This is a genomic window from Winogradskyella sp. (assembly GCF_025210595.1).
Classification (GTDB): domain Bacteria; phylum Bacteroidota; class Bacteroidia; order Flavobacteriales; family Flavobacteriaceae; genus Winogradskyella.
This window is the reverse complement of the sequence record NZ_JAOARH010000100.1, coordinates 1-21,661: the sequence shown is the minus strand read 5'-3', so window position 1 is coordinate 21,661 and position 21,661 is coordinate 1. Positions and strand designations below refer to the sequence as shown.

General features: G+C 31.6%; 21 protein-coding genes and 1 tRNA gene. 9 read left to right on the top strand and 13 right to left on the bottom strand.

Annotation, left to right across the window (positions count from 1 at the left end):
- Positions 1-2: 2 nt before the first annotated feature.
- The 6 genes from N4A42_RS11005 to N4A42_RS10980 form a co-directional block, all read right to left on the bottom strand.
- On the bottom strand, positions 3-1,784 hold the full coding sequence (locus tag N4A42_RS11005; protein ID WP_294073904.1) for a LamG-like jellyroll fold domain-containing protein: 1,782 nt from the start codon (positions 1,782-1,784) through the stop codon (positions 3-5).
- 23 nt (positions 1,785-1,807) lie between these two features.
- A complete protein-coding gene (locus tag N4A42_RS11000; protein ID WP_294073902.1) occupies positions 1,808-2,443 on the bottom strand; it encodes an outer membrane beta-barrel protein in 636 nt (211 codons plus the stop codon).
- Positions 2,444-2,654: 211 nt separating this feature from the next.
- Positions 2,655-3,404 carry a triose-phosphate isomerase gene (gene tpiA / locus N4A42_RS10995; RefSeq protein ID WP_294073899.1) on the bottom strand — a complete coding sequence of 250 codons (750 nt, stop codon included), beginning with the start codon at positions 3,402-3,404 and terminating at the stop codon, positions 2,655-2,657.
- A 114-nt stretch (positions 3,405-3,518) separates the two neighbouring features.
- On the bottom strand, positions 3,519-4,595 hold the full coding sequence (locus tag N4A42_RS10990; RefSeq protein ID WP_294073964.1) for an ABC transporter permease: 1,077 nt from the start codon (positions 4,593-4,595) through the stop codon (positions 3,519-3,521).
- A gap of 12 nt (positions 4,596-4,607) precedes the next feature.
- Positions 4,608-5,738 carry a BT_3928 family protein gene (locus N4A42_RS10985; RefSeq protein ID WP_294073897.1) on the bottom strand — a complete coding sequence of 377 codons (1,131 nt, stop codon included), beginning with the start codon at positions 5,736-5,738 and terminating at the stop codon, positions 4,608-4,610.
- Between the two features lie 83 nt (positions 5,739-5,821).
- Entirely contained in the window at positions 5,822-6,364 is a 543-nt protein-coding gene (locus N4A42_RS10980; protein ID WP_294073895.1) for a DUF1599 domain-containing protein, read from the bottom strand.
- Positions 6,365-6,669: 305 nt separating this feature from the next.
- Here N4A42_RS10980 and folP point away from each other — a divergent pair, with 305 nt between their 5' ends.
- From folP to N4A42_RS10960, 4 genes are read left to right on the top strand one after another with little or no spacing between them, the layout of a single operon-like run.
- Positions 6,670-7,497: a dihydropteroate synthase gene (gene folP, locus N4A42_RS10975; RefSeq protein WP_294073893.1), complete on the top strand. Its 828-nt coding sequence runs from the start codon at positions 6,670-6,672 to the stop codon at positions 7,495-7,497.
- Positions 7,498-8,184, top strand: a complete 687-nt coding sequence (locus tag N4A42_RS10970; RefSeq protein ID WP_294073891.1) for a hypothetical protein — start codon at positions 7,498-7,500, stop codon at positions 8,182-8,184.
- A gap of 33 nt (positions 8,185-8,217) precedes the next feature.
- On the top strand, positions 8,218-9,000 hold the full coding sequence (gene cdaA / locus N4A42_RS10965) for a diadenylate cyclase CdaA (protein ID WP_294073889.1): 783 nt from the start codon (positions 8,218-8,220) through the stop codon (positions 8,998-9,000).
- Positions 9,000-9,797, top strand: a complete 798-nt coding sequence (locus N4A42_RS10960; RefSeq protein WP_294073887.1) for a DUF3667 domain-containing protein — start codon at positions 9,000-9,002, stop codon at positions 9,795-9,797. Before cdaA ends, N4A42_RS10960 begins: the two co-directional genes overlap by 1 nt.
- A gap of 81 nt (positions 9,798-9,878) precedes the next feature.
- Here N4A42_RS10960 and N4A42_RS10955 read toward each other — a convergent pair whose 3' ends face one another.
- Both N4A42_RS10955 and truA read right to left on the bottom strand, forming a co-directional pair.
- On the bottom strand, positions 9,879-11,651 hold the full coding sequence (locus tag N4A42_RS10955; protein ID WP_294073885.1) for an ABC transporter ATP-binding protein: 1,773 nt from the start codon (positions 11,649-11,651) through the stop codon (positions 9,879-9,881).
- A 49-nt stretch (positions 11,652-11,700) separates the two neighbouring features.
- Positions 11,701-12,444, bottom strand: a complete 744-nt coding sequence (gene truA / locus N4A42_RS10950) for a tRNA pseudouridine(38-40) synthase TruA (RefSeq protein ID WP_294073883.1) — start codon at positions 12,442-12,444, stop codon at positions 11,701-11,703.
- A gap of 173 nt (positions 12,445-12,617) precedes the next feature.
- On the opposite strand from truA, the gene N4A42_RS10945 reads away from it, so the two are divergent.
- Positions 12,618-13,109, top strand: a complete 492-nt coding sequence (locus tag N4A42_RS10945) for a metallophosphoesterase family protein (RefSeq protein ID WP_294073881.1) — start codon at positions 12,618-12,620, stop codon at positions 13,107-13,109.
- A 105-nt stretch (positions 13,110-13,214) separates the two neighbouring features.
- Here N4A42_RS10945 and N4A42_RS10940 read toward each other — a convergent pair whose 3' ends face one another.
- On the bottom strand, positions 13,215-13,625 hold the full coding sequence (locus tag N4A42_RS10940; RefSeq protein ID WP_294073879.1) for a DUF4293 domain-containing protein: 411 nt from the start codon (positions 13,623-13,625) through the stop codon (positions 13,215-13,217).
- A gap of 214 nt (positions 13,626-13,839) precedes the next feature.
- Here N4A42_RS10940 and rho point away from each other — a divergent pair, with 214 nt between their 5' ends.
- Positions 13,840-15,495 carry a transcription termination factor Rho gene (rho, locus tag N4A42_RS10935; protein WP_294073877.1) on the top strand — a complete coding sequence of 552 codons (1,656 nt, stop codon included), beginning with the start codon at positions 13,840-13,842 and terminating at the stop codon, positions 15,493-15,495.
- 154 nt (positions 15,496-15,649) lie between these two features.
- The gene (locus N4A42_RS10930) at positions 15,650-16,417 is read left to right on the top strand and encodes an HNH endonuclease (RefSeq protein ID WP_294073875.1); all 768 of its coding nucleotides are present in this window, start codon (positions 15,650-15,652) and stop codon (positions 16,415-16,417) included.
- Between the two features lie 57 nt (positions 16,418-16,474).
- Here N4A42_RS10930 and rpsT read toward each other — a convergent pair whose 3' ends face one another.
- From rpsT to proS, 3 genes are all read right to left on the bottom strand, one after another.
- Positions 16,475-16,726: a 30S ribosomal protein S20 gene (rpsT, locus tag N4A42_RS10925; protein WP_294073872.1), complete on the bottom strand. Its 252-nt coding sequence runs from the start codon at positions 16,724-16,726 to the stop codon at positions 16,475-16,477.
- 26 nt (positions 16,727-16,752) lie between these two features.
- Positions 16,753-16,824: transfer RNA gene (locus tag N4A42_RS10920), tRNA-Glu, on the bottom strand.
- Positions 16,825-16,934: 110 nt separating this feature from the next.
- On the bottom strand, positions 16,935-18,413 hold the full coding sequence (gene proS, locus N4A42_RS10915; RefSeq protein ID WP_294073870.1) for a proline--tRNA ligase: 1,479 nt from the start codon (positions 18,411-18,413) through the stop codon (positions 16,935-16,937).
- A gap of 100 nt (positions 18,414-18,513) precedes the next feature.
- On the opposite strand from proS, the gene N4A42_RS10910 reads away from it, so the two are divergent.
- Together N4A42_RS10910 and N4A42_RS10905 are read left to right on the top strand one after the other, a co-directional pair.
- Positions 18,514-19,560, top strand: a complete 1,047-nt coding sequence (locus N4A42_RS10910) for a hypothetical protein (RefSeq protein WP_294073868.1) — start codon at positions 18,514-18,516, stop codon at positions 19,558-19,560.
- A gap of 35 nt (positions 19,561-19,595) precedes the next feature.
- The gene (locus N4A42_RS10905; protein ID WP_294073866.1) at positions 19,596-21,122 is read left to right on the top strand and encodes an OmpP1/FadL family transporter; all 1,527 of its coding nucleotides are present in this window, start codon (positions 19,596-19,598) and stop codon (positions 21,120-21,122) included.
- A 400-nt stretch (positions 21,123-21,522) separates the two neighbouring features.
- Here N4A42_RS10905 and N4A42_RS10900 read toward each other — a convergent pair.
- A partial coding sequence (locus N4A42_RS10900) for a T9SS type B sorting domain-containing protein (RefSeq protein WP_294069756.1) occupies positions 21,523-21,661 on the bottom strand: 139 nt, incomplete at its 5' end.

Here is a 21,661-nt window from a genome sequence, read left to right as displayed (position 1 = left end):
CATCACTTCTTAATTAATTTACCTGATTTTAATATTTCAGTATCATTGCTAATAGTATATAAATACATACCTTTAGATAACGAAGAAACATCTATGTTAGTTACTGTATTCAAATTTACATCACTAAAAGCTACTCTACCTGTTACATCCATAATAGACAATTTTAAATCTCGATGATTATTTATTAATTGCTCATCAAATTCAAATGTTACAATATCTATTACTGGGTTTGGGAATATCGAAACATTTAATTTTTCTTTATAACTATCATTAGATAATGTTACATCCATAGCTATATCAACTCCTGAAAAACCAGCAGTTGCGGAACTAATCAGGTTGTTTTGATTGGTTCCATTAGTGTTAGCTACTGATATTCCACTTGCACCAGATGAATTATTAAAAGTCCAATATATTTTACCATTAATAACATCTAAGCTAATAGCTCCAATAGTTCCAGAAGCATTGACTATTACTGTTCTATTTCCTCCATCTAAATCAACTCGTTCAACAGTGTCTCCTGTTCTATTACTAAAATATAAGAACTCATTTGTAGCATCAACTACGACATCAAATAACGCATCAGTAGTAGTTAACAATGTTTCGATATTTGTACCATCTAAATTTGCTCTTTTTAAAAGTCCTGTATCAAATTCTGTCCAGTATAACTTATTCAACGTATTATTAATAGTTATTCCTTGAATATAGCCAACACCAGAAACCACAGTTTGTGGATTTAAACCATTTAAGTCGCATTTTTTTATGATTCCATCACTACCTTCAACGAAATAAATAGCATTATTAATCTTATCGATAGAAACTACATTAATACCAGATGTTGTAGTTATTACATCTTCAACATTTGATCCATTAAGGTTGGATTTTTTAATCTTTGATTCAGAAGGTAATGCCCAATAGACTTTGTTTTCTGTTTCGTTAACCCTTACTCGCCTTATTAAAGTCTGTTGATTAATTACCTCGGTTTCATTTGAACCATCTAAATTAGAATAGTTTAAAGATTGTGTTGTTTGATTTCCCCAAAACAAATATCCCAAAGCATTTGTATCATCAACACATTTTCCTTCTGAGCCTGCATTATAGATGCTTTGGATTTCACTTTCTGTCAGCGCTCTATTATAGATTGAAACCTCATCCATTTCGCCACCAAAAAAGTTAACATAATTACTATTTTGGCTATTATATTGTGCTCCCATTGTTAAAGGTAGTCCAGAACTACTTGCCGGTAGATTGGTAAACGATTCTATACCAAAGCCAAAACCGTCTGCATAAATTTGATGTTGATTACCTTGACGAACATATGCATAATGATGCCATTGAAAATCTTCAAATGCTGGACCTCCCAAAATTATGTCTGTTCCTAAATTGTCTTTAAAAACACATTCAAATATCTGCCCTGAAAAGCGTATAGAATATGCATTATTTCCATCTTCGGCACCTTTGCATAACACCATATTTTCTGGATTAAAAACAGTTTGTTTCACCCAAAGCCCTATAGTTATATCTCCTGTAAGGTCTAAATTATTGCTATGTGGTACTTCAATAAAGTCATTGACTCCATCAAACGAAAAGGCTTCGTCTACTATTCCTGTTGTATAACCAAGACCATTTTGAGGTGTACCATCGTTGGTTCCAATAATATCTAGCGTATTATTATCTCCTGTCCACCAACTTACCATATCTGCTGGTGGAATAACGCACTGTCCAAAAACATTAATATTTAAACCTATAAGTACTATTATAAATAAGTATTGTTGTAACGTTTTCATCTTTTATATTCTTAAATGAGATATTATTTTCCAAAACGATAAACAACACCTAATTGAATATTGTTTATTTTTATATAGTTATCACTATCACCATCTTCTAAAAGATTAGTAAGTCCCCAATCGTATCTCGCATCTAATGCGATTTTATCAGAAACATCATAGGAAAGTCCAAAATCTAAAGCAAAATTGAATGATTTTACTCCATCACCTGTATCTAATAAGAATGCTAAATTTGGTCCTGCTAAGGCATGAAATTCTTCAGTAATATTATAACTTAACAACACTGGCACTTGTATTTGATTAAAATCCTTGACAGCTACAAATCTTACTTCTGGTTGTAATTCAAAATTATTAAACAATGAAATGTCGCTTAGCGCTAATCCTAAATAAAACCCAGTTTCGTTAGTTGTACCATTTTTTGAGACAAACGATGCTTGATTGTTAGAAGTTTTCCCATTAATAATAGATGCTCTAGCTGGTAAATCTGCGGGGTCATCATTTGGATCGTCATTAGGATCACCATCGTTTGATGATTCTAATGCTGTATCTATACTCATTAAATTAACACCTCCTGTAACTTTTAATGTCTGGCTATTTGCTATATCTGTGACTAAACATAATATTAAAATAACGCTTAAAATTTGGCTTAAATTTTTCATGATTGTAGAATTTAAATTAACTGATTAATAACTAATTGCAAGTTAAACCCACATGTTAGAAAAAAATTAAGGGTATTCTCTGAATATTAAAATTCAGGAAATACCCTTATAAAGTTGAATTCGAAACCGAAGTCGAAATCTGAATTCTATAATGAGATGCTAAAACAATCCCGATAATTATCGGGACAGCATGAAAAATTATTATTAATATCTAAAAAGCATTAACTATAGCAAAGAAATCTTCTGCTTTTAATGAAGCTCCACCAATTAGTCCGCCATCCACATCTGGTTTAGAGAAAATTTCTTTGGCATTATTTGGTTTTACGCTACCTCCATAAAGAATAGAAACTGATTCAGCTACATCATTACCATACTTTTCTGCAAGAGTTTTTCTAATAAAAGCATGCATATCTTGTGCTTGGTCTGGTGTTGCAGTTTCTCCGGTACCTATTGCCCAAACTGGTTCGTATGCTAAAACAATGTGTTTAAAAGCTTCAGCCTCTAAGTGAAATAAAGCATTTTTTATTTGACTCTCAACTACAGATTCTTCATTTCCTGCTTTACGATCAGATAATTCTTCACCAAAACAAAAAATCACTCGCATATCATTTGCTAAAGCCGCATCTACTTTTTTAGCTAACGCTTCGTCTGTTTCATTAAAATATGCTCTACGCTCGCTATGTCCAAGAATTACAGTTTTAACACCAATACTTTTTAACATATCTGCATTAACTTCTCCTGTATAAGCACCATTTTCTGCAAAGTGCATATTCTGCGCTACAACCTCAATATCATATTGTCTAGTAGATTGAAAGGCATGCCATAAGTTTGTAAAGGTTGGTGCAATCATTACCTCTGCATCTGAAGTTTTTTCTTGTTTTTTTAATTCTGCAATTAGAGTTTCGGTTTGAATTAAACCATTATTCATTTTCCAATTGCCAGCGACAATATGTTTTCTCATAAGCCCATCCTAACCTTCCTAAAGGGAAGGAATTTTATTAGTTAGATTATTAAATTTGAATTACAAAAATAAGGTTTTAAGGAAGAATTGTAATTGATATTTATCAGTAAATTATTAAGACAACTTTACCCTAGGATCTAGCCAAGCATAGATAACATCAACCATAATATTGATTGTAATAAACACTATGGCTATCACCAAAACCGATCCCATAATGACTGGTAAATCTAACGTATTGAGTGCATTTACGATTTCTTTACCTAAACCATTCCAGCCAAAAATATACTCTACAAAAACAGCTCCAGCCAGCATAGACGCAAACCATCCTGAAATAGCTGTAACCACAGGATTTAACGCATTTTTTACCGCATGGTTTTTTATAACTTGAAATTCACTAAGTCCTTTTGCTCTTGCCGTTCTTATATAATCCTGACCCATAACTTCTAATAATGAATTACGCATCAATTGAATTACAACAGCCAAAGGGCGAATTCCTAAAACAATTGCTGGCAGAATTAAATTCTTCCATTTAATGGTCATTTTTTCACCAAAATCATCTAATTCATATAAGCTACCTGTCATTTCTAAACTGGTGTATTTATGAAGTACAAACCCAAACAACCAAGCAAATAAGATGGCGCTAAAAAATGATGGCACACTCATACCAAAAGTACTTAACACCTGAATCGTTTTATCAATCCAAGTATCTTTATATAGCGCTGAAATGATTCCGAAAACAACACCTAGAGCTATTGCAATTATTATAGCCGAAACTGCTAAAACAAAAGTATTTGGAATGGTTTCACCAATAACTTGAGTTACTTTTTTACCTTGTTTTGTGAAAGATTCTCTTAGATATGGAGTTTTAACAGCTGTAGTTGTATTGCCTATTGAAAACAATTCTACGGCATTGTATTTATTAGGACTCAGATACGTATAATCTTCAATTGTATTAGAATGAAAAGATATAGGTGACAAATCATTAAGGTAATACAAATACTGAGTACTTAGTGGTTTATCAAAACCGTATTTCTTCTTTACGGTTTCAACTTGTTCAGCAGTTTGATTTTGACCTAACATCATTTTTGCAGGATCACCAGGAAGAATAGTAAATAAAAAGAAAATGACAGTTACTACACCTAGTAAGGTGATGAATGCGTAGAGGATTTTATTTAGAAAATAATTTATAATATTATAATGAATTTAATCCTTAATAGGAGGCATTTTCATTCGTACATCTTCTAAATCTATATCTTCAATATCATTCCAGTGCGCTTTATTCTTAACAGTTCCTTTTTCTATAAGCACAACTCCTGGATTAGAACGCACTATGGTTTTTACAACTTTTTCATCACATAAATAAAAATCAAAATTCAAATTATAATCTTGCTTTACTTTTTGTTTTTCATCAGCACCAGACGATGTTAAACCAATAACTGTATAACCCTTCTTCATAGCTTCATCTGTAAAAGATTTAAGTTTAGCAACTCCGTCTGTTTCTGATTTTGTAATGTTATACATAGCAACAATCAATAGTTTTTCTTTTTCTAAAAAATAAGTTGTTAAATCTTCATCATCAGATTCTATTGAAAAATCTTGGATTGGTGGCACATAACCTTCATCTATAGTCTTAGTTTCTACACCTACATATTCGCCTTCAACAGAAGGATAGCTGCCATCGGTTACAAATTCTTGGTTTTCACCATTTACTTTAAATGTCCATGTGTACTCTAAAACAGGCTTAGCTGCATCTTCTGGTATAACCATTTGCTCTTGTAGATTCTTCCCAATAGCGTACGCTCTAAAATCAATTGCTGGCAAATGCATCAATACATGATAACCAAACCATAACGACACTATAAAACTTAGAAGTGCAATGACAGTTGTTGGTAACTTTGTGAAGATTGGTTTAATATGCTTTAGTCCGGCTAATAAAATGAGAATAAACACCAGTAGTACAACATCTTTAGTAAAACTTTCCCAAGGCGTTAACTTTAATGCATCACCAAAACAACCACAATCTTTCACCTTATCGAAATATGCTGAATAAAAGGTTAGAAACGTGAAGAAGACAATCATTAAAAGAAGGCTCCAAATCGTAAATTTAGGCTTATAGCCTATGAGCAAAAAGACTCCTAAAACCACCTCAAAAACCACCACAAAAACCGATAGCAATAACGCATAAGGAATTAAAAATTCCATATTCAATACATCAGTGCCAAAATATTCTTGGAGTTTATACGAAAACCCTAATGGATCATTCAACTTTATAAATCCTGAGATTATAAATAAAACTCCGACAAAAATTCTGCTTATGTGTGTAATATATTTCATATTTCTATACCACTCCTGCGAAGACAGGAATCTATTTATTTGTTTCAATTTTATTTGGATTCCTGCCTTTACAGGAATAACAACTAATCAGCTTCGTTTAAGTGAATCATCGCAAAAACAGCATAATTAATCATGTCTTGATAATTAGCATCTATACCTTCACTAACAATGGTTTTTCCTGCGTTATCTTCAATTTGCTTTACGCGTAATAGTTTTTGCAAAATTAAATCGGTTAACGAACTTACACGCATATCTCGCCAAGCCTCACCATAATCGTGGTTTTTATCCATCATTAATTGTTTGGTTAAAGCTATTTTTTCATCATAAAGTTCTGTAGCTTCTTCGGTATTTAAATCTGGTTGTTCTACAACACCTTTTTCTAACTGAATTAAAGCCATTAAACAATAATTAATAATACCAATAAATTCGCTCACTTCTCCTTCATCTACTTTTCTTACAGCATTTTGTTGTAAGCTTCTAATACGCTGTGCTTTTATAAAAATCTGATCTGTTAATGATGGTAACCTTAGAATTCTCCATGCACTTCCATAATCGCTCATTTTATTTATAAAAAGTGTTCTGCATTTAGTAACTACAGCATCGTATTGTTTTGAAGTATCTTGCATTTAAAACTATTATTTGAACTCGTTTGCACTTATTCTATTTGTTAAAAAATAATTCTTTTTCGCTCTGATTTTGTCTTTTCTTCTTTTCGTAGCTCTGCTATGAAACTCTAAAAAGCCTTCATCAGAACAAAAAAACCTATAATTTTCACTTAAACATTATAAGCACAAACGGGTTCATTATTTTGTGTAAATTTCGCTTAAATAGTTTAAAGTTCAAAGTTCAGCGTTCAATGTTTTAAAAAGCATTAAAAAGTTTATGAATATGTTAACTTTGAAGCTTAAATCTAATAGTCTTAAACCACACCATGACCATAAATTGTAAAGGGCAATTGATAGATTTGTCTACACCAAAAGTGATGGGAATTCTTAACGTTACACCAGATTCTTTCTATGATGGTGGACAATACAAAGAAGAACCCTCTATTTTAAATCAAGTAAAAACCATGATTAATGAAGGTGCTACTTTTATTGATATTGGTGGTTATAGCTCGCGTCCTGGTGCAGATTTTGTTTCTGAAGAAGATGAATTAAATCGTGTAATTCCTGTTATTGAATTAATTCTGAAACATTTTCCTGAAATATTAATTTCTATCGACACTTTTAGAAGTAAGGTCGCCCAAAAAGGTATCGCAACTGGTGCTGCCATTATTAACGATATTTCTGCAGGTCAACTAGATGATAGTATGATGACTACTGTTGGGCAATTAGGCGTACCATATATTATGATGCATATGAAAGGTAACCCAAAAACTATGCAACAGCAAACCGACTATGATGATGTAACTAAAGACATTAATAGTTATTTTGCAGAACGTATTGCAAAAGCACATGCTGCAAAAATAAACGACATCATCATAGATCCTGGTTTTGGTTTTGCAAAAACTGTAGAACAAAACTTTGAGCTACTTAATAAATTAGAATTGCTACAAATTATAGATAAGCCTATTTTAGCTGGAGTTTCAAGAAAATCTATGATATACAAAACACTAAACACAACAGCTAACGATGCTTTAAACGGAACCACTGCTCTACACATGGTTGCTTTGCAAAAAGGAGCAAAAATCTTGAGAGTGCACGATGTTAAGGAAGCTATGCAATGTGTTACTTTATATAATCAGTTAACTACCAATTAAATGAAAAAAATAATTTATATATTTATTATTAGTCTGTTTTTAAGCTGCAATAACGAACGTGTGTTGCAATTACCAGAAATTAAAAGTACTGAAACTACTGAGGTTTTAGATGTTTCACCTATATATATATTTTATGATGAAACACAATCAGACTCTACGCTATTCAACAGAAATAATTTAATTGGCTCAACCAATTGGCTGGTTAATGTAGATAAACGTTTAAGCTTAAAACAAATCTTTCCTCACATTGAGTATTTGCAGAAAAAACGCAAAAAAGCGTCTATGCATAACAATGAAAATGCAAAAAACTACTTTACTTGTAATGATACTAGTATAAATAATATAGGATTTGTTGAGTTTACGGATTTAAACTATACTAATAATTCTATTGCAGATTTTATAACCGAACTTTATGTAAACCCATCAAAAACACACAAAGAATACTATGTAAACTTCTTAACATCAGACTCTTTAGTAATAGGAAATCAAACCTATATAGAAGGACTAAATAAAATGTATTTAATAGAAACTCTAAGAGACAAAATAAAAAACGATACTTTAAAACCTAAAATACATTTAACCTTTAAACAAAACTTAAGTTTTCAGGATTATATCTCATTTAAAAGTGAAATATTCAAATTAAATAAAGAACCTGTTGAAGTTTCTAAAAACGAGTTCATTTATTAACATAAATTATTAAATTAGCAAAAAGCACTAACCTTGGAAAATTTACAACTTTGGGAATTTAGATTTATAGATTTTGTTGATGTTTTCCTTGTAGCTATACTTCTCTATTACATCTACAAACTTGTTAAGGGAACTGTTGCCATTAATATCTTTATTGGTATTCTTATCGTTTATTTTGCTTGGCGTTTAACCGACTATCTTAAAATGCAAATGCTTTATAGCATTTTTGATGGTTTTATGAAGGTTGGTATTATTGCCCTTATTGTAGTATTTCAACCAGAAATTAGAAAATTTTTGCTACTTGTAGGCTCTACTAATATTGGTGGTAAAAAAGGGATTTTTAAAAATTTTAAATTCCTAAAAAACGACGACCAAACTTCTACAGACGTTGATGCTATTATTAATGCCTGTACTAAAATGGGAACCACAAATACAGGAGCATTAATCGTTATAGAACGTAATAATAATCTAGATTTCCTTACCAATACTGGAGATGAGATGAATATTTTAGTCTCCCAACCGATAATAGAAAGTATCTTTTTTAAAAATAGTCCATTGCATGATGGCGCTATTATTATAGATAAAAATGTAGTAAAAGCTACACGTGTAATTTTACCTGTAAATAATGAAAAAAATATACCAGAGCGTTTTGGTCTAAGACACAGAGCAGCTGTAGGAATTACAGAAAAAACTGATGCACTTGCTATTGCTGTAAGTGAAGAAACAGGACAAATATCTTATATTCAAAATGGTGAATTTGTAATGTTTAAAGATACTGATGATCTCATTAAAAAGATTAAAGAAGATTTATCCTAATGAATTGCAAAAACTGTAATAACACCTTATCTGAATTACAAAAATTTTGTGATCAATGTGGTGCCAAAATTATCTATAATAGATTAACTCCAAAAGTACTTGCAACTCAAGTAAATGAGCAGTTTTTATCTATAGACAATAAATTTCTAAGAACATTTGTTGCCTTGTTTATAAACCCTAAAGATGTTATTGATGGTTATATAAATGGTATGCGAAAAAAGTATGTTAATGTTATTACTTACTATGCCATTTCTCTAACGATTTTAGGGTTTCAAATGTTTCTTCTCAAAAACTTTTTTCCTGAATTTATTGATGCTCAAAACAGTTTTTTTACTGATAGTTTTCAGATGGGAAGTCAAAGTACTGAAAAACCTCCTTTTGATTTCCCTGCATTTTTCAATAATTATCAAGGTGTATTTTTCTCAATATTAATGCCATTTATAGCTATAGGTACTTGGTTAGTATATCTAACCAAAAGAAAATACAACTACACAGAGCATCTTGTCATTAATTTGTATCTAACAGCGCAGACAATTTATGTTAGCTTTTTTATATACCTACTATTTGCTGCATTTAATATTCAAAATTTCCTTATTGCATCAATAATTGTTACTCCTCCTTTAATGCTATATGGAGCTTACGTATTTAAAAAACTCTATAAATCTTCATTTATTAAATCTTTAATTAAATACATCGCTGCTTATATTATATATACGATTGTTTTCTCTCTTATGATGCTGATTGTCTTGGTGATATTTTTCTTGTATTTATATAGTACTGGAAAATTAAATCTATAATTAAACGAAAAAACAGGTATTTAGAAAGTCAATAGTATTCAAAGTTTTTCATCAATAAAAAAACTAAATAATAGTTGATGATTATGCCACTTCTTCTTTCATAAACTGAACCTCATAAAGGTTTTTATAATAACCATCTTTCTTTTTTAATAAAGATTTATGCGTTCCTATTTCAACAATTTGTCCAGCATCCATAACAATAATTTTATCGGCTTGCTGAATGGTAGCTAAACGATGCGCTATAACAATTGAAGTTCTACCTTTTGTAATGGTATCTGTTGCATCTTGTATTAATTGCTCAGAATAAGAGTCTACCGATGATGTAGCTTCGTCTAAAATTAAAATACTAGGATTAGTAACGTAAGCTCTTAAAAATGAGATGAGTTGTCGTTGACCAGAAGATAACATTACTCCACGCTCTTTTACATTGTAATGATAACCATTAGGTAAGCTGGTAATAAACTCATGTATACCAATAGCTTTGGCAGCAGTAACCACATCGTCTTCTGTGATATATTCGTTACCAAGTGTAATATTATTCAATATACTATCTGCAAATAAAAATACATCCTGAAGCACTACAGCTATTTGACTTCGCAATGAAACTAAGGTCATATCCTTAATATCTGTGCCATCTATTAATATATGCCCAGAATCTATTTCATAAAAACGATTTAATAAATTAATAATCGTAGATTTTCCTGCGCCAGTAGCACCAACAATTGCAACAGTTTCACCTGCTTTAACATCAAAAGAAATACCTTTTAAAACTTCTTCATCTTCAACATAAGAGAACCTCACATTATTAAACTCTATATTTCCATTAAAATGATTAGCTTTAATTGTACCAACATCATCAATATTAGAGTTGGTATCTAACACCTTAAATACACGATCTGCTGCTACCATTCCCATTTGCAGTGTGTTAAATTTATTTGCTATTTGATATAATGGTCTAAATAGCATAGGTATAAACATGGTAAATGAAATAAGATGACCTAAAGTAGTCCCTAGATTTTCTGAAACAGCATTAAAACCTCCAGCTAAAATAACCATAGCCAATGTTAATGACGAAACAAATTCTGCGATTGGAAAAAATATAGAGTTATACCAAACCGTCTTTAACCAACCTTTTTTATGGCGCTCGTTAATAGCTTTAAAATTCTTATATTCTGTAGCTTCACGTGTAAATAATTGCAAAATTTTCATTCCTGTAACGCGTTCTTGCACAAAAGAATTGAGATTAGAAACTTCGTTACGCACATCTTCAAAAGCACGTTTCATATACTTCTGAAATATTTTAGTTGCAAACAATATTATTGGCATTGTTGCAAAAACAATTAAGCTCAATTTTAAATTGATAAATGCCATAAATATGGCAACAACAAGCATCTTTAAAACATCACTAAATATCATAAAAAGCCCTTGACCAAATATATCTGCAATTCGCTCCATATCTGTAACAGCTCTGGTGATTAAAACACCAACAGATGACTTATCGAAATACGTCATCTTAAACTTAAGAATATGTCTAAAAAGCTTTACTCTTATATCTTTAACTACAGATTGCCCTAACCAACTTGCGTAATAAATAAAAAGTAATTGTGTAATAACTTCAAAAAGAAGTAAAACCAGCATAATGGTCATATAAAACACAAAACCATTATATTCTTTGTTTGCAATTTTTACATCTATAGCTTCTTTTAGAACATAAGGTCTTAAAGCTCCAAATACAGCTAAGCTTATTACACAAACCAAAGAAATGATAAAAATAGTCTTATACGGTTTTATGTAATGTAATAATCGCTTAAAGAGCGTTACATCAAATATTTTCTTTTTGTTTTCTTCTGCCATATTTTGCCGAACTTGTTTCGGTATCTCTTCCGTTTAAGCGGAAATGTATTTAATTTTTAATTGTGTTAGGGTATATAATCTCTACCAAATATAAGCCATGGGCAGGAACTGAAAAACCAGCCTTTCCTCTATCCTTAGATGCGATTATTTGATGTAAGTCTTCTGGCTTTAACTTTCCTAATCCTATGTTTACCATTGTACCAACTACAGCACGTACCATATTTCGTAAGAAGCGATTTGCTGTAATTACAAAAATTAATCCTTCAGAATCTTGGCGCCAAAACGCTTCTTTAATATCACAATGATACGTTTTTACATCTGTATTGCTCTTAGAAAAGCATTGAAAATCTTTATACTCAAATAAGATTTTACATGCCTCATTCATCTTTTCAACATCTAACGGTAATTTAACCTGATATGCAAAATCATAATTAAATACATTTTTTGAGATTGAAACTTTATAATGATATGTTCTACTTAAAGCATCAAATCTGGCATGAGCCTCAGGATTTACTTCAAAAATATTATGAATGGCAATATCTTTTGGTAAATAAGAATTTAACTTGTAAACTAAATTTTTACTATTAATAGCGCTATCAAAATCAAAATGAGCAAACATTTGTGCAGCATGTACACCAGCATCAGTTCTACCAGCTCCAACAATAGCAATATTACTTTTTAAAATAGTACTTAATCCTTTTTCAAGTACTTCTTGTACAGAAATAGCATTAGGCTGGTTTTGCCAACCATGATATGCTTTACCGTTATATGATAGTTCAATAAAAAAACGCAATAGAAACCTTACTTTTGTAAAACCACAAAGATACGTATTCCTTCGAAGGCAAAAATTGCATTAAAAAACATTTAACGTATATACAAAATTTAGAGTTTTGTAAGCTCATAACAAAGATTACCAAACGGAATAATTAAATAACTGAACCAGATGCTCTTGAAAAATTTAAATAGATGAAAAAAATATTACTCTTATCTGACACTCACAGCTATATTGACGATGCCATAATTAAATATGTAAAACAAGCCGATGAAGTTTGGCACGCTGGTGATATTGGTAATTTAGATGTTACAGATAGCATTAAAAAGCATAAGCCATTACGTGCTGTTTATGGCAATATTGATGACACCAAAGCTAGAAGCGAGTTTCCACTTCATGATAGATTTGTGTGCGAAGAAGTAGATGTTTGGATAACTCATATAGGTGGTTATCCACCAAAATACAACAATAGTGTAAGAGAGCAGCTTAATAGTAATCCACCAGATCTATTTATAACAGGTCACTCTCATATTTTAAAAGTAATGCCAGATAAAAAACTAAATCTATTACATATGAATCCTGGTGCTGTTGGCAAGCATGGATTTCATAAAAAAAGAACCATGCTAAGATTTAAGATAGATGGCAAAAACATTAAAGACTTAGAAGTAATAGAGTTTGACAGGTAAGATTCACCCTAAATTTCCCTTTAGAAAGGATTTAGGATGGGCCTCAATAAAAAACCCAGACGGCAGAGTCTGGGTTTTTCACACTAATATACTAAGATTTTAGGTTCATCGTAATCGATCTACAGATTTTACGAGATCTTCATCCTTCTTAATAGCCTTGTTAGCCAAGACTAAACACACAATAGAAAAAATAGGAAGAAGCATCCCAATACCTTTCTCAGAAACGTTAGTTTCTCCAGATACATTTAGAGATTGATAAACAAAGATTCCTAGTAAAATAAAGTTTAATATTATATTGAATCGTCCCATTACAAATTGAGACTTTCTATTTTTAAAACTAAAAATTGAAATTAAAGACAAAATTGCTGATCCTAAAAATAATCCAAGATGCAAGTAACTGTCTGTAGCAAACACCTTAACACCTCCTTCATTGACCCACAAGTGAAACACAAATATTAAGCCAGCAGCAAAAATTGTGGCTAAAAATAAATAGAGTGTTTGTATACGTTGAATCATATCTTTAATTAAAAATGCTCGGCAAAATTAATAGTTTATTTTTTAAAAAGATAGAAATTGTTTTAAAATAAAATTGTATTATTGCAGTAGAAAGGGCTAAAACAAAGAGTTTCACCTTTCTGTCTTCCAAATTAATTTCACTTTTTTTCTTTTTATTTCATTTAGAAAATATTGAATTAATAATATCAAATTGTAATACATTATACACATACGAATGTTTGAAATTTCACAGTTAAAAGCTAAGAAGCTTCCTGAGTTGCAGGAAATCGCTAAACAATTAAGCGTACCAAAATACCGTAGTTTAAAAAAACTAGACTTGGTGTATCAAATCTTAGATTACCAAGCAGCAAATCCTGAAGCTGTTAAAGCTAAAGTTGAAACAGAAACTAAACCAAAAGCAGAAGCTACCCCAAAAAAGCCTCAACAAAAACGTGCTAGAGTACAAAGAGAACCTAAAGAAAATAAGAATCAAAAGTCTTTAGAATTTTCTGAGAAAAAGGAAGAACCTAAACCTCAAGAACGTAAGCCTAACAATGACAGGCAAAATCATAAACGTCAGGACAATAAAAAGTCTAACGATACTAAAGTTAATGACAATAAGTCTAAAGACAGTAATGACGATAACAGACGTTCTAACAACAACCAAAAAGAGAATAGACAAAATCGTAATAAAGACAACAACAGAAATAACAACAACCAAAAAAACAATGGCAATAAAGATAACAGAAACCGTTACCGTGAGCCAGATTTTGAGTTTGATGCTATTATTGAGAGCGAAGGTGTTTTAGACATTATGCAAGATGGTTATGGTTTTTTAAGATCATCTGATTACAACTACCTAACGTCACCAGACGATATTTATGTATCACAATCTCAAATAAGACTTTTTGGGCTTAAAAAAGGTGATACTGTACTTGGCCATGTAAGACCTCCTAAAGAAGGTGAAAAATACTTTCCTTTAATTAAGGTTAGTAAAATTAACGGTCAAGATCCTAACGTTGTTAGAGATCGTGTAGCCTTTGAACATTTAACCCCGCTTTTCCCTAAAGAAAAATTTAATATTGCTGAAAGACAAAGCACCATTTCTACTCGAATTATGGATTTGTTTTCTCCTATAGGAAAAGGACAACGTGGTATGATAGTTTCGCAACCAAAAACTGGTAAAACCATGTTACTAAAAGATGTAGCTAATGCTATTGCTGCCAATCATCCTGAAGTATATCAAATGATTTTACTTATTGATGAAAGACCAGAAGAAGTTACAGATATGCAACGTAATGTACATGGAGAAGTTATTGCTTCAACTTTTGATAAAGAAGCTCACGAACATGTAAAGATTGCAGATATTGTATTAGAAAAAGCAAAACGCTTGGTAGAATGTGGTCATGATGTTGTAATTCTTTTAGATTCTATTACACGTTTAGCAAGAGCATACAATACTGTACAACCTGCATCTGGTAAAATTCTTTCTGGTGGTGTAGATGCTAATGCACTTCACAGACCTAAGCGTTTCTTTGGTGCTGCTCGTAATATTGAAAATGGTGGGTCATTAACCATTATTGCTACTGCATTAACCGAAACTGGTTCTAAAATGGATGAAGTTATTTTTGAAGAGTTTAAAGGAACTGGTAATATGGAGTTACAGTTAGATCGTAAGATTTCTAACCGTCGTATTTTCCCTGCCATTGATTTAACATCATCTAGTACAAGACGTGATGATTTATTATTAGATGACAATACAATTCAAAGAATGTGGGTAATGCGTAAATACTTAGCTGACATGAATCCTGTAGAAGCTATGGAATTTATAAATGATAGATTTAAACAAACTAGAAACAATGAAGAGTTCTTAATCTCTATGAATGGATAATTAATTAAGTTCTCAAATAATAAATAATGATAAAACCTTGGACTTTATAGTTCAAGGTTTTTTTAACCCCGAATATTAGACATACATACTAAATACACATTGTTTCTGATTTAAATTTTCTTCTATATTTATACCTAAGTAACATTAATACATAATGAAGAAAAAGAGAAGGATCCCTATACCACAAAAAGCAAAGGTTAGAGCCGAACTACAAAAAGAAATTTCCTCCATCTGCCCTTTTTGTTCAAATAACGATGTTGGACATTTTCAAATTCACCATATCGATGAAGATCCATCAAATAATAAAATGGATAATTTACTTTTATTATGCCCTACTTGTCATTCAAAAATTGAAAAAAATGACATTGCTAAACAAACAGTTATCAATACTAAAAGACATATCAAAAACAAAAACTCAACTATTGAATTCATTTCAGTTTCTGTAGATTCAAATAATTGCGGTTGGATACCATTTGAAAACACACCTTATGCTTTTAAGGCAAAATACTTAAAATCATTATTTCCTATTTTTAATTTCAGTTTTATTAACCAATCACAAAAGACAATACTTTTAACTAGCATCTCTCTAAAGGCTAAACAACTTCCAATCGGATTAGCAGGTCCTAATTATCCGCTTCCAAACATCCTTAGACCTCTAATTAAATATAGAATCCAAATGCCCAATAACAATAAAACAGTTAAAACTCTGTTATCTGAAGAAATTGAAGTCCCAAAAGGTAGAGCTTTTAAATTCCAAGTAGAATTGTATGCTAAAAAAATGGATATATTTAAGCCACCTTTTGGAAAATATGCTCTATTTTTTGAGTTTGAATTTACCAACAATACGTCTTATAAAACACCAATGATTTTACTTAATAGTGATTCTTATTATGAAGAGCTAACGCATATTGGGATAAATTAAAGCATAAAAAAAGCCTTCCGTATGGAAGGCTTTTAAATATCTTAACTGTCACTACAATTATAATGCAGCTACATGTTTAGTTAACTGAGATTTTAAGTTACCAGCTTTATTAGAATGAATTACATTCTTTTTAGCTAACTTATCTATCATACTGATAACTGAAGGCAACATTTTTTTAGCTTCACCTGCATCTGTCATTTCACGTAATTTCTTTATTGCATTACGTGTAGTTTTGTGCTGATATCTATTAAGCACTCTTCTTTTTTCGTTACTTCTAATTCTTTTTAAAGCTGACTTATGATTTGCCATTTTATCTTTTTCTTATTAAAAAATTGTAGCCCGTAGGGGAATCGAACCCCTCTTACCAGGATGAAAACCTGGCGTCCTAGCCGATAGACGAACGGGCCATTTGGTTATTTACTTATTTAAATGAACCTGCAATGTTGTCATTGCGGATGCAAAAATACAACTATTTTTAAAAGTTGCAACAACTATCTAATTTTTTTTTGTTTTTTTTTTAATATGCCTTCGCAAAAAGCACACGTTGACTAGATATATTGCCTGTTAACACACATTTACCTTCTTCTCTTTTATTATCTAAAGGAATACATCTAATAGTTGCTTTTGTTAATTCTTTAATCTTTTGCTCGGTTTCTGCTGTCCCATCCCAATGCGCAGAAATAAAACCTGCTTTGGTTTCTAAAACCTTTTTGAACTCTTCAAAATTATTAACCTCAGTAATATGATTATCTCTATAACTTAAAGCTTTATTAAATAAACTCTCTTGTATTTCTTTTAGTAAATCTTCAACAACAACATTAATTTTATCTAAAAGTACCGTTTCTTTAGTAAAAGTATCTCTACGTGCTAATTCTACTGTTCCATTTTCAAGATCCTTAGGACCAATTGCAATTCTTAGTGGAACACCTTGTAGTTCGTGTTGTGCAAATTTTGCGCCAGGTCTTAAAGTATCTCTACCATCAAACTTCACACTAATATTTAACTTTCTTAAATCGTTAGTTATTTGGTCTACTACCGTTTTAATAGCTTCAAACTGTTCATCATTCTTATATATAGGTACAATAACAACCTGATACGGAGCTAAGTTTGGCGGTAACACTAGTCCTTTATCATCACTATGTGTCATAATTAATGCACCCATCAATCTTGTAGAAACTCCCCAAGATGTTGCCCATACATAGTCTTGCTTTCCTTCTTTATTGGTAAACTTTACATCAAAAGCCTCAGCAAAGTTTTGTCCTAAGAAATGAGATGTTCCTGCTTGTAGCGCTTTTCCATCTTGCATTAGTGCTTCTATACAATATGTTTCTTCTGCACCAGCAAAACGCTCGCTCTCTGTTTTAACACCTTGTATTACAGGAATTGCCATGAAATCCTCTACAAACTCAGCATATACATTATTCATTTGTACGGTTTCTGCAAGCGCTTCATCTTTTGTAGCATGAGCTGTATGACCTTCTTGCCATAAAAATTCTGCTGTACGAAGAAACAATCTAGTACGCATTTCCCAACGCACAACATTAGCCCATTGATTAACTAAGATTGGTAAGTCTCTATAACTTTGAATCCAACCCTTATATGTATTCCAAATGATTGCCTCACTTGTTGGTCTTACTACTAGTTCTTCTTCTAATTTAGCTTTAGGATCTACTCTTAGCTTACCTTCATTATCAGGATCATTTTGTAACCTATAATGTGTTACAACAGCACATTCCTTTGCAAAACCTTCAGCATTTTTCTCTTCTGCTTCAAATAAGCTTTTAGGTACAAACAAAGGGAAATATGCATTTTGATGTCCTGTTTCCTTAAACATTCTATCTAATTCAGCTTGCATTTTTTCCCAAATTGCATAACCATAAGGCTTTATAACCATGCATCCTCTAACAGCAGAATTTTCTGCTAAATCAGCTTTTACAACCAGTTCATTATACCATTTTGAATAATCTTCTGCTCTACTCGTAAGATTTTTACTCATCTTCAATGTTTTGGCACAAATATTGTGACTATGTTAAATAAAAAAATAGTTCAGCAAAACTAACTATTTTTGCTATGTTCAACAATAAAATATAAGAGATATGCAATTTAAAACCATTACAAAACAGAAATTGCCATTTTTTGTTGCACTCGGTTTACTTGCCGTGTTAACTTCATGTGGTTCCTTCCAATATGCAGGTTATGATAATGATGGCATCTATTCAACTGATGAAAACAATAATAATGATGTTGAACAACAAGAAGTAACAACTTCCACTAGTGACTCTGATTATTACAAGAATTATTTCGCCGAGAATTCTGCCCAGCTTGATGCTGCTACAGAAGAAAGCGAAATTTTTACTGATATAGATTCTTATGAAGGTAATTATTTAGAAAGAGCTCAAGATACTTTAGAACAAAGACCTGTATATGGTGGTTGGGGACAAGCAAATGATAACATAACCATAAATATTATAGATAATGGCTGGTATGGTTGGAATGATCCTTGGTTATGGAATGCTGGCTGGGGCTATGGATGGAATACTTGGGGTTGGGGACGACCTTGGGGATGGAATAGATGGAACTGGGGCTTTGGCTGGAATAACTGGGGCTGGAACTATGGTTGGAACGCTGGCTGGGGCTGGAATGCTTGGTGTCCACCTGGATATAATAATTGGGGTTGGAATAGATATTACAGAAATAACAGTATCGCCTACATGGGAGGAAGACGAGGCTCTTTACTCAGTAACAATACTTTAAATCGAAGAAACCGAAGTACATCTGCATTGTCTAGAAGAAATTATTCTACAAGCAGATTGTCTAGAGCTGCAACAAGCACAAGAACTATTCGATCTAATTCTACAACTAGGTCTACACGTAGCATAAGAAGTAATTCTTCTTCTACAAGATCTAATGGCAGTATGACAAGACCTACCAGAAGTACTCGATCATCTGGTTCAATTAGATCTACTCGCAGCACTAGATCATCTGGATCTGTAAGATCTACAAGAAGTAGCACTAGACCATCCAGATCTGTAAGATCAACTGGCAGTTCTTCATCAAGATCTTCTGGTAGCATGCGTTCATCTGGAAGCTCTAGATCATCTAGCGGTTCTAGATCTGGTGGTGGAAGACGTGGTAGAGGATAATTTTTTAACCCTTTAACTTTATTAAAAATTTACATATGAAAAAATTACTTATGCTTTGCATAGGCTTAGCAAGCTCATGTTATATTTTAGCTCAAGACCTATCAGATGCTTTACGTTATTCTATGGATGAAATTCAAGGCACAGCTCGCTTTAGAGCTATGAGTGGTGCATTTGGAGCTCTGGGAGGTGACATGTCTGGTATTAATATTAATCCAGCAGGTTCGGCAATATTTAATAATAGTTATGGTTCAGTTACAATTGGTTTTTCTACTAGGAATAATGATATTGACTATTTTAATGGGTTAACATCTTCTTCTGATTCTAATTTTGATTTAAACCAATTGGGTGCAACATTTGTTTTTGTAAACAGAGATGAAAATTCCCCATGGAAAAAATTCACATTAAGTGCTGCCTATGATAAATCAGCTGACTTTGATGATGATTGGGTTGCAAGAGGAGTAAATCCTAATAATACTATTGCAAATTATTTTCTTCTAAATGCTGAAGGAAAAAGACTCGATGAAATTTCTGCATTGTCTGGAGAAACATTATCTCAAGCCTATTCTGAAATTGGTTCTTTGTATGGCTATGGTCACCAACAAGCCTTTCTTGGTTATGAAGGATTTATCATTGACCCTGTTGACAACACAGATGAGAATACAGGATATACTTCAAATATTGATTTGAATGGAACAGATTTTGACCAAGAATATGTTTATTCTAGCAGTGGTTATAATGGAAAATTAGCTTTCAATTTTGCAACTAGCTATAACAATAAGCTCTATTTAGGCTTAAATCTAAACACACATTTCATTAATTATGATAGAACAACTATTTTTAATGAGTCAAATTCTAATACCAATTCTACTGTAACTAATGTAGGTTTCGATAATGATCTTAAAACTACAGGTAGTGGGTTTTCGTTTCAGCTTGGTGGCATAGCAAAAATTACAGAAGAGTTTAGAGTTGGTCTATCTTACAACTCCCCTACTTGGTACAGAATTTCTGAAGAAACAACACAGCTTTTAGCCACAACACGTATTGAAAACGGTTCAAATGTTAATCAAATTATTAACCCTAATGTTATAAATATTTTCCCAGAATATAAACTTAGAACACCTAGTAAGCTTACTGGAAGTTTAGCATATGTTTTTGGAAAACAAGGTTTATTAAGTTTTGATTACTCTATTAAAGATTACAGCAATGCTAAATTTAGACCTACTTCTGATTCATATTTCGCTTCTTTAAATAGAGAAGTAAGTAATACGTTAGATACTTCAAATTCTTACAGAATTGGAGGTGAGTACAGATACAAACAACTTAGTTTTAGAGGAGGTTATCGTTTTGAAGAAAGTCCATATAAAGATGATAATTTCTATGGTGATTTAACAGGATACTCATTAGGTCTTGGTTATAACTTTGGAAACTTAAATCTTGATATTGCTTTTAGCCAAGCTGAAAGAGATATAAATCATCAATTATATACTACTGGATTAACAGACTCTGCTTCTATACAATCAAAATTTACAGATGTAATTCTAACTCTAGGGTTTAGAATTTAATCCCATACAAGATTAACTTAATTATTATTAAGTTATTTACTATAACCATCAAGGTTTTTGAAACTTTGATGGTTTTTTTATTATATGACCTGTCGATTATTTTTAAATACAAAAAGAAAGATTCACTATTAAACAATGAACTTAATATAAAACTGTATTCAAGCTACTTATTGCTTCTACATAACGAGACCATTAATCCACAATAAAATGGTTACATTGAATTATCAGGAATAAAAAATTGATATTAATATTCACCTAATCTACTTTAATCTTTTACGAAAAAATTTAAGCAGTTCAATATCTATAATGAAGCATGAATTAAACCTCGGTTTCTAACAACAAAAAAAGCCTAAACTAAATATTATTAGTTTAGACTTTTTTTATCTAATTGTTTTCCCTTTTATCGTTTCAAGGTAAAATGGGCTTTAAACTCTTTTCTTTGGTCGGTGAGCGGTTCGATATATTCTAATAAGAACCAGTAATCACTAGTTGGCATTAAACTGCCATTATACGTTCCGTCCCATCCTTGACCTGTTGGG

What these genes read in the sequence shown, in the direction of transcription:
- rpsT (WP_294073872.1), bottom strand. Translation starts at nt 16,726, where the DNA reads ATGGCAAATCATAAGTCAGCTTTAAAAAGAATTAGAAGTAACGAAAAA.
- N4A42_RS10980 (WP_294073895.1), bottom strand. Translation starts at nt 6,364, where the DNA reads ATGCAAGATACTTCAAAACAATACGATGCTGTAGTTACTAAATGCAGA.
- N4A42_RS10955 (WP_294073885.1), bottom strand. Translation starts at nt 11,651, where the DNA reads ATGGCAGAAGAAAACAAAAAGAAAATATTTGATGTAACGCTCTTTAAG.
- N4A42_RS10940 (WP_294073879.1), bottom strand. Translation starts at nt 13,625, where the DNA reads ATGATTCAACGTATACAAACACTCTATTTATTTTTAGCCACAATTTTT.
- proS (WP_294073870.1), bottom strand. Translation starts at nt 18,413, where the DNA reads ATGAGTAAAAATCTTACGAGTAGAGCAGAAGATTATTCAAAATGGTAT.
- folP (WP_294073893.1), top strand. Translation starts at nt 6,670, where the DNA reads ATGACCATAAATTGTAAAGGGCAATTGATAGATTTGTCTACACCAAAA.
- N4A42_RS11005 (WP_294073904.1), bottom strand. Translation starts at nt 1,784, where the DNA reads ATGAAAACGTTACAACAATACTTATTTATAATAGTACTTATAGGTTTA.
- N4A42_RS10930 (WP_294073875.1), top strand. Translation starts at nt 15,650, where the DNA reads ATGAAGAAAAAGAGAAGGATCCCTATACCACAAAAAGCAAAGGTTAGA.
- N4A42_RS10970 (WP_294073891.1), top strand. Translation starts at nt 7,498, where the DNA reads ATGAAAAAAATAATTTATATATTTATTATTAGTCTGTTTTTAAGCTGC.
- rho (WP_294073877.1), top strand. Translation starts at nt 13,840, where the DNA reads ATGTTTGAAATTTCACAGTTAAAAGCTAAGAAGCTTCCTGAGTTGCAG.
- tpiA (WP_294073899.1), bottom strand. Translation starts at nt 3,404, where the DNA reads ATGAGAAAACATATTGTCGCTGGCAATTGGAAAATGAATAATGGTTTA.
- N4A42_RS10905 (WP_294073866.1), top strand. Translation starts at nt 19,596, where the DNA reads ATGAAAAAATTACTTATGCTTTGCATAGGCTTAGCAAGCTCATGTTAT.
- N4A42_RS10985 (WP_294073897.1), bottom strand. Translation starts at nt 5,738, where the DNA reads ATGAAATATATTACACACATAAGCAGAATTTTTGTCGGAGTTTTATTT.
- N4A42_RS11000 (WP_294073902.1), bottom strand. Translation starts at nt 2,443, where the DNA reads ATGAAAAATTTAAGCCAAATTTTAAGCGTTATTTTAATATTATGTTTA.
- N4A42_RS10910 (WP_294073868.1), top strand. Translation starts at nt 18,514, where the DNA reads ATGCAATTTAAAACCATTACAAAACAGAAATTGCCATTTTTTGTTGCA.
- N4A42_RS10960 (WP_294073887.1), top strand. Translation starts at nt 9,000, where the DNA reads ATGAATTGCAAAAACTGTAATAACACCTTATCTGAATTACAAAAATTT.
- N4A42_RS10945 (WP_294073881.1), top strand. Translation starts at nt 12,618, where the DNA reads ATGAAAAAAATATTACTCTTATCTGACACTCACAGCTATATTGACGAT.